This is a genomic window from Oscillospiraceae bacterium, assembly GCA_025757985.1.
GTDB lineage: Bacteria > Bacillota > Clostridia > Oscillospirales > Ruminococcaceae > Gemmiger.
This window is the reverse complement of record CP107210.1, coordinates 1,187,242-1,199,669: the sequence shown is the minus strand read 5'-3', so window position 1 is coordinate 1,199,669 and position 12,428 is coordinate 1,187,242. Positions and strand designations below refer to the sequence as shown.

11 protein-coding genes are annotated in these 12,428 nt (G+C 62.3%); 4 read left to right on the top strand and 7 right to left on the bottom strand.

Annotation, left to right across the window (positions count from 1 at the left end; genetic code table 11):
- Positions 1–12: 12 nt before the first annotated feature.
- Positions 13–1,422, bottom strand: a complete 1,410-nt coding sequence (locus OGM67_06050) for an MBOAT family protein (GenBank protein ID UYJ35870.1) — start codon at positions 1,420–1,422, stop codon at positions 13–15.
- Positions 1,423–1,643: 221 nt separating this feature from the next.
- Here OGM67_06050 and OGM67_06045 point away from each other — a divergent pair, with 221 nt between their 5' ends.
- The 4 genes from OGM67_06045 to OGM67_06030 are packed head-to-tail and all read left to right on the top strand — an operon-like array spanning position 1,644 to position 5,506.
- Positions 1,644–2,576, top strand: a complete 933-nt coding sequence (locus tag OGM67_06045; GenBank protein UYJ35869.1) for a hypothetical protein — start codon at positions 1,644–1,646, stop codon at positions 2,574–2,576.
- A gap of 9 nt (positions 2,577–2,585) precedes the next feature.
- Complete coding sequence (locus OGM67_06040; GenBank protein ID UYJ35868.1) at positions 2,586–3,563, top strand: alpha/beta hydrolase; 978 nt, start codon at positions 2,586–2,588, stop codon at positions 3,561–3,563.
- Between the two features lie 15 nt (positions 3,564–3,578).
- On the top strand, positions 3,579–4,826 hold the full coding sequence (locus tag OGM67_06035) for a hypothetical protein (protein UYJ35867.1): 1,248 nt from the start codon (positions 3,579–3,581) through the stop codon (positions 4,824–4,826).
- A complete protein-coding gene (locus tag OGM67_06030) occupies positions 4,823–5,506 on the top strand; it encodes a DUF6320 domain-containing protein (GenBank protein UYJ35866.1) in 684 nt (227 codons plus the stop codon). The genes OGM67_06035 and OGM67_06030 overlap by 4 nt, the downstream gene beginning before the upstream one ends.
- A 76-nt stretch (positions 5,507–5,582) precedes the next feature.
- Here the strand turns inward: OGM67_06030 and OGM67_06025 are convergent, their stop codons facing one another.
- The 6 genes from OGM67_06025 to aroB form a co-directional block, all read right to left on the bottom strand.
- The gene (locus tag OGM67_06025; GenBank protein ID UYJ35865.1) at positions 5,583–6,437 is read right to left on the bottom strand and encodes a prephenate dehydrogenase; all 855 of its coding nucleotides are present in this window, start codon (positions 6,435–6,437) and stop codon (positions 5,583–5,585) included.
- Between the two features lie 6 nt (positions 6,438–6,443).
- Positions 6,444–7,760 (bottom strand): 3-phosphoshikimate 1-carboxyvinyltransferase, encoded by a 1,317-nt coding sequence (gene aroA, locus OGM67_06020; protein UYJ35864.1) that lies wholly within the window; start codon positions 7,758–7,760, stop codon positions 6,444–6,446.
- A gap of 1 nt (position 7,761) precedes the next feature.
- Complete coding sequence (aroF, locus tag OGM67_06015; protein ID UYJ35863.1) at positions 7,762–8,778, bottom strand: 3-deoxy-7-phosphoheptulonate synthase; 1,017 nt, start codon at positions 8,776–8,778, stop codon at positions 7,762–7,764.
- A gap of 71 nt (positions 8,779–8,849) precedes the next feature.
- The gene (locus OGM67_06010) at positions 8,850–10,109 is read right to left on the bottom strand and encodes a shikimate dehydrogenase (GenBank protein UYJ35862.1); all 1,260 of its coding nucleotides are present in this window, start codon (positions 10,107–10,109) and stop codon (positions 8,850–8,852) included.
- Between the two features lie 18 nt (positions 10,110–10,127).
- On the bottom strand, positions 10,128–11,240 hold the full coding sequence (gene aroC / locus OGM67_06005; GenBank protein ID UYJ35861.1) for a chorismate synthase: 1,113 nt from the start codon (positions 11,238–11,240) through the stop codon (positions 10,128–10,130).
- A 150-nt stretch (positions 11,241–11,390) separates the two neighbouring features.
- Complete coding sequence (gene aroB / locus OGM67_06000; protein ID UYJ35860.1) at positions 11,391–12,416, bottom strand: 3-dehydroquinate synthase; 1,026 nt, start codon at positions 12,414–12,416, stop codon at positions 11,391–11,393.
- Positions 12,417–12,428 lie beyond the last annotated feature (12 nt).

Genomic DNA, 12,428 nt, shown 5'->3' with positions numbered 1-12,428 from the left:
GTCTGCACCTCCTCAGAACTGGAAATAGATAAACGCGCTGTAGGTGCCTGCCGTGACCCGCATCAGGCCAAGGAAAAGCAGCACCAGCAGCAGCACCATGCCCGCAGGGGACGGCGCTTTTCTTTCGTACAGGGCCTTTTTCAGCCGGGGGCGCAGCGCCTGCAGCGGTCCGCACAGCAGGAAGGACGCCGCCAGAATCAGCAGCAGCTTGGTATCCGCAAAGGCCGCCAGCGTATACCCGCGGGCCCCGCTCTGCCATGTCAGGATGCCGCGCCACGCGGCCAGTCCCTCCCGCAGACCCGGTGCACCGAAGATGATCAGTGTGGCCCAGAGCACCACCACCGTATAAAGATGCCGGAAAAATTTCGGCAGCTGGTTAAGCAGCTGCCCCAGACCCAGCCGCTCAAGGCAGAGGATCACGCCGTGCAGCAGGCCGAACACCACATACTGCCACGCCGCGCCGTGCCACAGGCCGGTGAGCGTAAAGACGATGAGCAGGTTCAGGCAGGTGCGGCGCAGCCGGCAGCGGCTGCCGCCCAGCGGGATGTACACATAGTCGCGGAACCAGCCGGACAGCGAAATATGCCACCGCCGCCAATATTCGCCGACAGAGCAGGCGAGATAGGGGTAGTCGAAGTTTTCCGGCAGGGTGATACCGAAGAATTCTCCGATGCCGATGGCCATATCACTGTAGCCGGAGAAGTCAAAATACAGCTGCATCATATACGCCGTGTAGCCCAGCACAAGAATGGGTGCCGGCAGCGTGGCGGCGGGCACCGCTGCGACCTTTGCGTAGATCAGCGCCAACTGGTCGGCGATGATGGCCTTTTTGGCAAGGCCCAGCACCAGCCGCTTGATGCCGTAGCAGAAGCGGTCCGCCGAAACGCAGCGCGCCTGCCCGCAGGGGTCAAGCTGCGGGGCCTGCTGCCCATAGCGGACAATGGGGCCGGACGGCCCGTGGCCGAAGAACGCAAGAAACACCGCGAACCGGAAGGGGCTTTTTTCGGGGGCGGCGCGCCCTGCCGCGACATCCGCACAGTAGCCGATGGCCGTGAACACATAAAAGCTGATGCCCAACGGCAGGGCAGGGGCCAGCACCGGCACAAGGCCCGGCGCAAAAGCGTTTACGGTCTCGGCCGCAAAGCCCGCATATTTAAAGACACCCAGCACCGCCAGATCGAGCAGCACCAGCGCCGTCAGCAGCGGGCGTTTGTGGGCCAGCCGCCCCAGCGACAGCCCGCCCAGCCAGTTGATGCCGGCCAGCAGCACCAGAATGGCCGCGCCCTTCAGCCCCGCCCAGGCAAAAAACAGCAGGCTGAACGCACCCAGCACTGCATTGCGCAGCCGTTTGGGGCAGAGCCAGTAGACCGCCAGCGCCAGCGGCAGAAAAACAAACAAAAACTGCACCGAGGAAAATGCCATATACACACAACTCCGCGCGGCACTACCGTGGGGCAGTGCCGCTTCATAAAAATTTTACATCTGTAAACATTATAAAGGGTATCCCAAAATTCGGCAAGATGTGCGCCGCAAAAAGTTGTTTTTTGCACATTCCCGCTCATTTTGCAGGGTATGACCATAGACAATCCCGCTGTGAGTGACTATAATAAAGATGTATTTTTATGTAACGGAGGCGTCTGCCCATGGAAAATCTGATTTTCGGCGCGTTTGCCACGCTGGAAGGCTACCGCGAGGGGGACGCCGCCAATCTGGGCCGCACAGTCTATGACCGCTGCACCGTCACGGCGCTCTGCAGCGCCAAGGCCCAGAACCCGCGCTGCACCGTGGCGCTGCTGACCAATGCGCCTGTGCCTGAGCCGTTCTGCAGCCAGCTTACCGGCGGCGGGGTCGAGATCTGGGACTGCCCCTTTGACGCCTACCGCGTACCGGCCGACACAAACTGGGCGCTGGCCTACTATAAGCTTTGCGCCATGGCGTGGGTGCTGGCCCACAGGGACTTTGCCCGCGCCTGCATGATCGACCTTGACACCTACACTCAGCACCCACTGGATGATCTGTGGCGGGAATGTGACGAGGCGGTGCTGCTCTATCAGGTGCCCCACGCCGCCAGCCAGACGATGACCGCAGCCATCAGCCAGTGCTTTGACGCAGTGGAGCCGGCGGGCGCCCCCCACAGCCTTACCCACTTCGGCGGGGAGCTTGTGGCGGGCAGCAGGGCACGGCTTACAGCTTTTATGACGCTCTGCCGCCGGTATTTTGATGAGCTGCAGGCACAGGGCATCACCCCGCGCGAGGGGGACGAGGCTGTCTGGTGCGGCGCTGCCTACCGCAGTCTGGCCGCCGGGCAGCCGGTACGCGCCGCCAATGCCTATATCTTCCGCTATTGGCTCGGCGGGCATTTCTACTATGTATCGACCAATTACGCGCTCGATCCCGTCTGCATCCTGCATTTGCCGGGTGCCGCCAAGGACCGCCAGCTCAAGCTGATCTACCGGATCTACGCCCGGCGCGGGGCCTTCCCTCCGCCGGAAAGGATCCACCGCCTCTGCGGCCTGCCCGCCGCACACCCGCCGCTGCTGCGCACCGTCTGGACGCGGCTGCTGGCCCGCCTGTAAGGAGCCGTTATGCCCAAGAAAAAGAACGACCTCAGCCAGCGGCTGGAAGCCGTCATCAAGACGCTGGTGCCCCAGCAGGAGCAGAACCCCGATGACCTCGGCCCGATGATGCGCGCCATCAAGGCGGTACACAGCATCAGCGACCATACCTCGACCACGCCGGAAGATCTTGAGCGCCAGCGCGCCGGGCAGGAGCTGTTCGCGCGGCTTGTCACGCCGTCGATCGGCATCCGCAACGACAGCCTGACGGTGGGGAACATCCCTGCCGAGTGGATCAGCCTTGAGCATGGTCATGACCGCCGCCACGCTGTTTTGTACTGCCACGGCGGCGGCTACACCTGCGGCCAGCTGGGCTACGCCCGTATTCTGGCCAGCAAGCTCGCCCTTGCCACCGGCTTTGATGTGCTGTCCTTTGAGTACCGCCTTGCGCCGGAGCATCCCTTCCCCGCAGCCATCGAGGACGCACTGGCCGTCTGGGATTATCTGATGTATATGGGCTACGGCGCACGGGATGTCATCGTGGCGGGGGATTCCGCCGGGGGCAATCTGGCGCTGGAGCTGGCACTGAAGCTGAAGGAGCAGGGCCGCGCCCAGCCGCGCGGGCTTTTGCTGTTCAGCCCCTGGACCGACATGACGGCCAGCGGCAAGAGCTACCGCACCTGCAAGACGCTGGACCCGATGCTGACGATGGAGTACATCGCCGCCGTGCGCGAGGCCTACACCGGCCCCGATGCCGACTGGACCCGCCCCTGCTACAGTCCACTGTTTGCCGACCTGCGCGGCCTGCCGCCGACCTTAGTGCAGGTGGGCACGAATGAGATCCTGAAGTCCGACAGTGAGCGGCTGGTGGAAAGCCTGCAGAAGGCCGGCGTCTATGCCCAGCTGGAGATCTACCCCGAGTGCTGGCATGTCTTTCAGCAGATGCCCGTCCACCGCGCCGCCATGGCGATGGAAAGCGCCGGGCGGTTCGTGCAGAAAATCATTTAAAAAAGAGGAAAACCCATGTCCGATTCCTGGTACAAAGTTGACAATGTCGCCAAGGTGTTTCTGGCCACGGCATCCATGCGGGACCCGCGCGTTTTTCGCATCTCCTGCACGCTGCAGGAGCAGGTCGACCCCGACACACTGAACGAGGCCCTGCGCCGCACCGCGCAGGAATGGCCGCAGTTTCAGGTCACGCTGCACCGCGGCCTGTTCTGGCATTATTTTGAATCCACCGATCTGATGCCCGCCGCCCAGCCGGAGACGAAGGCCCCCTGTGCGCCGCTCTACACGCCGGAGCGCCGCAACCGTCTGATCTACCGGGTGACCTATTTCGGCGCGCGGATCAATCTGGAGATGTTCCACGCCATCACCGATGGCAACGGCGGCCTGCTCTACTTAAAATCCATCGTGCGCAACTATCTGGCGCTGCGCCACCCCGGCGAGCTGGACAGCGTACCCTCGCCCAACAGTGCCTCGGCCGGGGACCTTGCGCAGGACAGCTTCCGCAACTTTTACGGCGGCACCAGACGCCGCAAGGCCGAAAAAAAGACCAAGGTCTACCGCCCGCACGGCTTTTTGCCCTACGACCAGCTGCAATTCTTTGAGGGGCATCTCAGCGCCCGGCAGGTGCTGGACCGCTCCCATGCGCTGGGTGTGTCGATGACGAGCTACCTCGGTGCCTGCTTCATGCTTGCCATCTACCACGATATGCCCGCGCTTGAGCGCAGCAAGCCCATCTCAATCAGCCTGCCGGTCAACCTGCGCAACTACTACCCCAGTGAGACGGCCCGCAACTTTTTCAACTCCGTCTATGTGACCCATACGCTGACCGAGACCGATACGCTTGAAACCGTGGCCCCCGTCTTTGATGCAAAGCTGAAGGAGGTCCTGCGCCCCGAGAATATCCGCGCCCAGATGGACGAGTACGAAAAGCTTGAACATGTGCCCGCCATCCGCCCGGTGCCGCTCTTCCTCAAAAACGCCACCGTCAAGCTGTTCACCAAATTGGAGGACCGCCATGTCACGGCTGTTGTCTCCAACATGGGGCGCATCACCATCCCGGCGGAGCTGCAGCCCTATATCCGCAGCTTTGCGGCGTTCTCCAGCTGCAAAACGCTCTTTACGGTCGTCTGCTCCTATGGGGATGACCTTGTGCTGGGCACAGCCTCGGCGCTGCGCAGCACAACGATCCTGCAGCGGTTCTACCGCAGCCTTGCCAAGGACGGGCTGGATGTCACCCTCTACGCCACGGAGGTGGAAAAATGAATACCTGCCCGCATTGTCATATCAGGGTCGGCGGGGACAGCACCTACTGCCCGCTGTGCCAAAACCGCCTGCCGGGCCCGGCGGAGGCAGCTTATTTCCCGGCGACTGCGCCGCGCATCCACCGCGCCTCGCTCCTGTATAAGATCATTGCTTTTCTGCTGTCGGCCGTGGTGGTGGTGGCCGGGGCGTTTGATTTCCTGCTGCTGGATGAAACGCCCCACCGCCATTTCAGTCTGCTGCTGGCCGTCTGGTTTCTGGCCGCGCTGCGGGTGCTGCGCTCCGTCCTGCGCCGGCGCTACAACGGCCCGCGCCAGATCTTCAACCTGCTGCTGCTCGTCTCGGCGCTGCTCGTCTTTACCGACTGGTTCAACGGCTACACAGGCTACAGCCTTGATCTGGTCGTGCCGATCCTCTGCTGCGTTGCCTTGGGGTGCAACTTCGTGTTTGCCTTTCTGCGCAGCCGCTTCACGGCAAATGCGCTGGTCTATCTGCTCATGAACATCGGCATCGGCCTTTTGCCGTACATCCTGCTCTTTCTGCGTCTTGACGGCGGCAAGCTGGACGCCCACAGCATCCCGTGGGTCATCTGCCTGATCCTGAGCATCATCACCTTCCTCGGTCTTGTCATCTTCCGCGGCAGAGCGCTGAAAAGTGAGATCGAAAAGCGGCTGCACCTGTAACGGCCGCCCTGTAAAGCCTTTATCTGCAAACAAATCGCTGCCGCCCGTTTTGCGGGCGGCAGCGATTTGTTTTGTGTTATTTTTTGTCAAACGCCTCTCTGCGCTTGGTTGAAAGACGGAACATCTCCTCAAGACCCTCACGGTCATCGTTGACGAGCTTTTCCCGCATATCCTGCAGCGCGCTGTCAAACATGTCGATTTCCGAGATGAGGTTGTCTTTATTCCAGAGGAACAGCTCCGCCCACATTTTGTCGTTGATGCGTGCGATCCGCGTCAAATCGCGGAAGGAATCGCCGGTGTAGTTGGCCAGCTCCGAGTTATCGGACGCGCACATCAGGCTCACGGCGATGGCATGGCAAAGCTGGCTGACATAGCCGATCATATGGTCATGCTCGGCGGGGGTCAGGATGCTGATCCGCTTAAAGCCCAGCTCCTCGGCCAGATCGCGGCACCAGTCGATGCCGGCCTGCGTGTTCTTATCGGTGGGCGTGATGATGAAGTTGGCGGGGGCAAAGCTTACCTCGGCGCTGTGGGTGATGCCGCTCGTCTCACGGCCGGCCATCGGGTGGCTGGCGATGAACTCGACCCCCTCCGGCAGGGCGGCCTGCACAGGCTCCACCACGCCGCGCTTTACGCCGGACACATCGGTGACCATCGTGCCGGGGCGTATCAGCCGGCCGTACTGCTCGACCCAGTCAAGCAGCACGGCGGGGTAGAGGCCGAAGATGATGCAGTCCGCCTGCCGTACAAGATCCTCAAAATCCTTATTTTTCCCGGCGCGGATATAGTCATGCTGCAGCGCATAGTCCAGCGTTGACTGGCTGTGGGTAATGCCGGTCACGCTGTAGCCCTTCTGGCTCAGCACCTGTGCGTACCTGCCGCCCAGCAGGCCCAGACCGACGATCAGATAGTTTTTGCTTTTGTCCAGCATACAAAATCACGCCTTTATGTCAAAATCTTCTTTTCTATCGCTACTCAGCTCGATTTTTGCGCCAAGGCTGCGCAGCACATTCCAGAATGCGGGCCAGCTTTTTTCCACGGCCTCGGCCCCGCAGAGCAGGGCAGGCAGACCGCTGGCAATGGCTGCCACGGCCAGCGCCATAACGATGCGATGGTCGTTGTGGCCGGACAGCGGTGCGTTGGGCGCATGGAGCGCCACGCCCTGAATGTGAACGCTATCGCCCTCCACATCAATGCGGGCGCCCATCTTCTGCAGCTCGTCCCGCATCGCGTCAATGCGGTCGGACTCCTTCAGGCGCAGCCGTCCCGCGTTGCGGATGACCGTCTCGCCGCTGCAGAAGCAGCCCAGCGTAAAGAGGATGGGGCCCAGATCGGGGCAGTCCGCCAGGTCGATCTCGGTGGCCTTCAACAGGCTGCGGTCAAAGTGGTAGCCGCCCTCCACGGGCTTGAACTTGCCGCCGCAGCGCTTGAGAATGTCCAGAATGACCTTATCACCCTGCTGGCTGTCGGGGTTCAGCCCCGTGATGGTGATGCCGCCGATCACACAGCCCAGCACCGCCAGAAACGCCGCCTGACTGTAGTCGCCCTCCACGGCAAAATCACTGGCCACATACCGCTGCGGCGCAGCCACGCGGTACATCATGCTGCCGTTTTTGCGCGCGCGGGCCGATACCTTGACGCCGAACTGCTGCATGGCATCCAGCGTCAGATCTACATAGGAATGGCTTTCGTAGGGGGCCAGCACCTCGATGCTGCTCTCGGACTCCATCAGCGGCGCGGCAAACAGCAGGCCGCTGATAAACTGGCTGGACACATCGCCGGGCAGGGTAAACCCGCCGGGGCGCAGCCGTCCAAAGATCGTGATGCCGTCCGGGCTTTGCTCAAAGCGCAGGCCCTGCCGGTCAAACAGCATCTGGTACACCGCCTGCGGGCGGTCAAACAAACGCCCCGCGCCAGTAAACTGCACCTTCTGGGCTGTCAGGCTGAACAGCGGGATCATAAACCGCAGGGTAGAGCCGCTCTCATTGCAAAAGACCGGCCGTGTCACCGTGACAAAGCCGCCCGCCGTGCCGTGGCCCTTGATGGTCAGGGAGTGCGGCTCCTCGGTGATCTTTGCACCCAGCTGGGCTGCTGCGCCCAGCGTCGCGCGGATGTCCTTGCTGTACTCAATATTCGTAATATGGCTGGTGCCATCCGCAAGGGCTGCGCACAGCACTGCACGATGCGCCGCGCTTTTGCTCGGCGGCACGGTGGCCGTGCCGCCAAGGCGGCTTACATGAATCTTCGCGTCCAATTTACATCTCCCGGCCGATGGCAGCGGCAACTTTGCGGCATTTGGCGATGACCTCGGCAAACTTATCCGGCTTCAGGCACTGGGCGCCATCGCTCCAGGCGTGGGGCGGGTCGTTGTGGACCTCGATCTCAAGGCCGTCGGCACCGGCGGCGACAGCGGCCAGCGCCATGCTCTCGATATACTTATAATCGCCCGTGGCATGGCTGGGGTCCACAATGATGGGCAGGTGGGTCTTTTCCTTGATGACCGGCACGGCGGACAGGTCCAGCGTGTTGCGGGTCGCGCGCTCAAAGGTGCGGATGCCGCGCTCACAGAGGATGACATTCTCATTGCCGCCGGCCATGATGTACTCGGCAGACATGATCCATTCCTCGATGGTGTTGGCAAGGCCGCGCTTGAGCAGGACCGGCTTGTGCATCTTGCCGACCGCCTTCAGCAGCTGGAAGTTCTGCATATTGCGTGCGCCGATCTGCACGACATCGACATACTGCTCAAACTCATCAATATGGGCCTCGTCCATCAGCTCGCTGACGATGGGCAGGCCGGTCAGCTCGCGCGCCTTGACCATGTCGAGAATCCCCTCGGTGCCAAGGCCCTGAAAGGAGTATGGGCTGGTGCGGGGCTTGTAAGCGCCGCCGCGCAGGAAGTTGGCGCCGCCCGCCTTGACAGCCTGCGCCATTGCGATGGTGTGCGCCTCGCCCTCGATGCTGCAGGGGCCTGCCATAACGGCGATGGGGGCACTGCCGCCGATCTTGACGCCGTTGACATCCACCACGGTATCCGCAGGGTGGAACAGGCGGTTTGCGCGCTTGTAGGGTGCAGACACACGGGTCACATTCTCGACCCAAGGGTTGGCCAGCACATCCTTCTCGGCGATTTTAGTCGTATCACCGACAAGGCCAAAGACATTGTAGTCAGTACCGCGGATCATGGTGACCGACAGGCCCTGCTTCTCAAAATTATCAACGATGCGGTCCAGCTCGACCTGCGGCGTCCCCTTTTTGGTAGAAATAATCATGGGTGAACCTCTTTCTTATATACTTTTTCTCTATAAAATAAACCTTTGGTTTCCCCCTCGGGGGAAGGCTTTTACAGCGTCTCATCCGCTTCAAACAATTCTACTGCTTTGTCCACGGCTTCGGTCAGAGTGGCGTTATTTTCAAGCTCTGCCGTGGCGGCGGCGGTGTAGAGCGGCGTGCGCTCTGCCTCCATCTGCCTGAGGGCCTCCCCGCCCTTGGAGAGGGGACGCCCGCGGGTCGCCAGACGGCTCAGCGGGCGGCGCACCCACAGCACAGGGCCGTTCTGGCGCAGGGCACGGCTGTTGGCCGGGTTCTTGACGACCCCGCCGCCGCAGGCAATGACCTGACTGTTGCCCTTGGCAACCTCGGCCAGCACCTCAGCCTCATAGTGGCGGAACGCCTCCTCGCCCTCCTCGGCAAAGATATCGGGGATATTATGCCCGGTCCGGCGCTCGATCTCAGCATCCAGATCGACAAACCGCTTGTCCAGCCGCTTGGCCAGCGCCGCACCCACCGTGGATTTTCCGCAGCCCGGCATCCCGATGAGGGAGACATTCGCCAGCTGGTGGCGCAGGCGGCGGCTGATGGTCGGGATCAGGGTGTCGGTGTCCAGCGTGCTGCCAGTAAAATGCTCGGCGGCAAACACAGCCTGCGCCACCAGCATCTCAAAGCCGCCCGCAACGGTCACGCCGCAGTCCTCGGCCCGCAGCAAAAGCTCGGTGCGGAAGGGGTTGTACACCACATCCAGCACGGCCTCCAGCCGGGGGAACGCCTTGGCGTCGATGAGGCACTGGCCCACATTGGGGTACATGCCGCAGGGCGTTGTGTTGATGATGACCTGCACATCGCGGCGGTGCATCGCCTCGCTGTAGAGCAGTGCGCCGTCCCGGCCGGTGCGGCTGGCCGTCAGGATCTCCCGCGCACCGCCGTCCCGGCAGACCGCCGCGACCGTGGAATGGGTGCCGCCGGTGCCGAGGATCAGCACCGTTTTGTCCGCAAAATCCACGCCGTGGGCCTTGGCCAGATAGGAAAAGCCCGCATAGTCAGTGTTGTAGCCGTACAGCCTTCCGTCCCGGTTCACGATGGTATTCACCGCGCCGATGGCCTTTGCCTTAGGGTCCACCACATCGCAGTAGGGGATGACGAACTGCTTATAGGGGATCGTCACATTGATCGCCGTAAACGCGCGTTTTTCCATAAACACGCGGGCCTCTGCCTCGGTGGGCAGGGGGAGCAGATCGTAGGTGTAATCCGCGATCTGCTCATGAATGATCTTGGAGTAGCTGTGGCCCAGCTTGCCGCCGATGAGTCCGTACAGTGGTTGCTGCATGGTTTTTCACCTCCTGTTTTACGCTTGGGGAAGGCCGTGCTTCTGGGCAAGGGTGCCGTAGCGCACGGTCAGCAGATCCAGCAGGCCGAAGGCCGTCAGGGTGTTCTGCACCACGGCGGCGCGGGGCACAATGCAGGGGTCATGGCGGCCCTTGATCTGCAGCTCCGCATCCTGCCTGCTGATATAATCAACGGTATGCTGTTCTTTATAGATGCTCGGCGTGGGTTTGAGCACGGTGCGGAACACAAGGGGCATGCCGTTGGTGATGCCGCCGTTCACACCGCCGTTTTTGTTGGTAGCGGTGGCGATCTCGCCGCCGCGCATCGTGAACGGGTCGTTGGCCTCACTGCCGCGCAGGGCGGCAAAGCCGAACCCCGCGCCGAACTCAATGCCCTTACAGGCGGGAATGGCAAACATCAGGTGGGCCAGCTCACTCTCGACACTGTCAAACCACGGCTCGCCGATACCGGCGGGCAGTCCGGTCACAACCGTCTCAAGAATACCGCCCACGCTGTCACCCTCGCTGCCCGCCGCGCGGATGGCAACCTGCATCGGCTCCTCCTTTGCCGGGTCCAGCAGGGCAAAATGCCCGGGCTGCGGCGCGGGCATCACAAGGCCCGCCGCACTCGAAAGCGGAGCGTCCTTGACGCCTGCACACTCGGCAATATGGGTGTAGACCTTTACGCCCAGACTGTTCAGCACGGTCTCGCAGATCGTGCCCGCTGCCACACTGGCCGCCGTGATGCGGCCGGAGAAATGCCCGCCGCCGCGGGCATCCTGAAAGCCCTCATACTTGGCGTAGGCCGTGTAGTCGGCGTGGCCGGGGCGCAGCAGGTCGGCCGTTTTGGCATAGTCGCCGCTGCGGGTGTTCAGATTGCGGATCATCAGGGTGACTGCGGTGCCGGTCGTGCGTCCGTTGTACACGCCGGAGAGAAACTCCACGGCGTCCGCCTCAGTCCGGGCGGTGGAAAGCCCATCGCCCCGGGCACGGCGGCGGTCCATGGCGGCCGCGATGGCAGCCTCATCCACCGGCAGCCCCGCTGCCAGCCCATCCAGCACCGCACCGACCGCCGGGCCATGGCTCTCGCCAAAAATCGTCATGCTGACGGTATTTCCAAAGGTGTTTTTCATAGTCGTTCACTTAAATATCTCAGTAGGGGCGGGGCTCTGCTCCGCCCGTGCCCGCCTGCGGCAGGGCAAAGTTCCACGGGCGGAGTAGAACCCCGCCCCTACGTTATCGTTGTGGTAGGGGCCGATGCGAGCATCCGCCCCTACAGAAATTCATTCCATGCCTAAAAGTGCCGGCAGCTCGGTCATCGGCAGCTTATCGGCGCGCCAGCAGCCAAGGCCGGGGCACTTGATGACCGTGATATGATCGCCGCTGGCCTTTTTGTCGTGCTGCATGTAGGCCAGCACCTTTTCCCGGTTGGCACCGGCACGGGTGGGCAGGCCCAGCGTGCGGTAGATGGCGCGGGTGCGCTTGAGCAGCGCATTGTCCTCGATCATCGGCAGCATGCCCAGCGCCACGCACTCGCCGTGGTACAGGCCGGTCGTGCGGCGGCCGCGCACACCGCGCACCGCCTCGATGCCATGGCCGATGGTGTGGCCGAAGTTCAGGCAGGCGCGCACGCTGCCCTCGCGCTCGTCCTGCTCCACGATCTTTTTCTTGAATTTCAGGCTGCGGTAGACGATCTGCTCAATGTTTTCCTCGGGATGCTCGCACTCAAACAGCGCAAAGAGCTGCGGGTCCCCGATCAGGCCGGTTTTCAGGGCCTCCGCCAGACCGTTGACCACCTGACGGCGGGGCAGCGTTTTCAGCGTATCAAAATCCACCAGCACGACCTTCGGCTGCCAGAACGCGCCGACGATATTCTTCGTCTCGCCCAGATCAATCGCCGTCTTGCCGCCGATGGAGGAATCCACCTGCGCCAGCACGGTCGTGGGACAGTTCACAAAGTCGATGCCGCGCATATAGCTTGCGGCGCAGAAACCGCCCAGATCCCCCACAACGCCGCCGCCCACGGCGACCAGCAGATCCTTGCGGTCCATGCCGAACGCCAGCATGGCCTGCAGCACCTGCCCATAGACCTTGAGGCATTTGCTGCCCTCGCCCTGCGGGATGGTATAGACCGTGGCCTCCGGGCATTGGGCCGCTACCGTCTGCGCATACGCGGCGGGCACGCCGGAATCCGTCAGCACAAAGACCTTGCGGTGCTGCACATTCGTGAACTGGTGGAGGTTGGCCAGACATCCGGCCTTCAAAATAATATCATAGCTGCGGCTTTTAAGCTGCATCGTCAGTTTCATGCTTCGCACATC

Excerpts from the sequence above, each read along its gene's own strand:
- OGM67_06035 (UYJ35867.1), top strand. The coding sequence starts at position 3,579 with ATGTCCGATTCCTGGTACAAAGTTGACAATGTCGCCAAGGTGTTTCTG.
- OGM67_06045 (UYJ35869.1), top strand. The coding sequence starts at position 1,644 with ATGGAAAATCTGATTTTCGGCGCGTTTGCCACGCTGGAAGGCTACCGC.
- OGM67_06040 (UYJ35868.1), top strand. The coding sequence starts at position 2,586 with ATGCCCAAGAAAAAGAACGACCTCAGCCAGCGGCTGGAAGCCGTCATC.
- OGM67_06030 (UYJ35866.1), top strand. The coding sequence starts at position 4,823 with ATGAATACCTGCCCGCATTGTCATATCAGGGTCGGCGGGGACAGCACC.
- aroB (UYJ35860.1), bottom strand. The coding sequence starts at position 12,416 with ATGAAACTGACGATGCAGCTTAAAAGCCGCAGCTATGATATTATTTTG.
- OGM67_06050 (UYJ35870.1), bottom strand. The coding sequence starts at position 1,422 with ATGGCATTTTCCTCGGTGCAGTTTTTGTTTGTTTTTCTGCCGCTGGCG.
- aroC (UYJ35861.1), bottom strand. The coding sequence starts at position 11,240 with ATGAAAAACACCTTTGGAAATACCGTCAGCATGACGATTTTTGGCGAG.
- aroF (UYJ35863.1), bottom strand. The coding sequence starts at position 8,778 with ATGATTATTTCTACCAAAAAGGGGACGCCGCAGGTCGAGCTGGACCGC.
- OGM67_06010 (UYJ35862.1), bottom strand. The coding sequence starts at position 10,109 with ATGCAGCAACCACTGTACGGACTCATCGGCGGCAAGCTGGGCCACAGC.
- OGM67_06025 (UYJ35865.1), bottom strand. The coding sequence starts at position 6,437 with ATGCTGGACAAAAGCAAAAACTATCTGATCGTCGGTCTGGGCCTGCTG.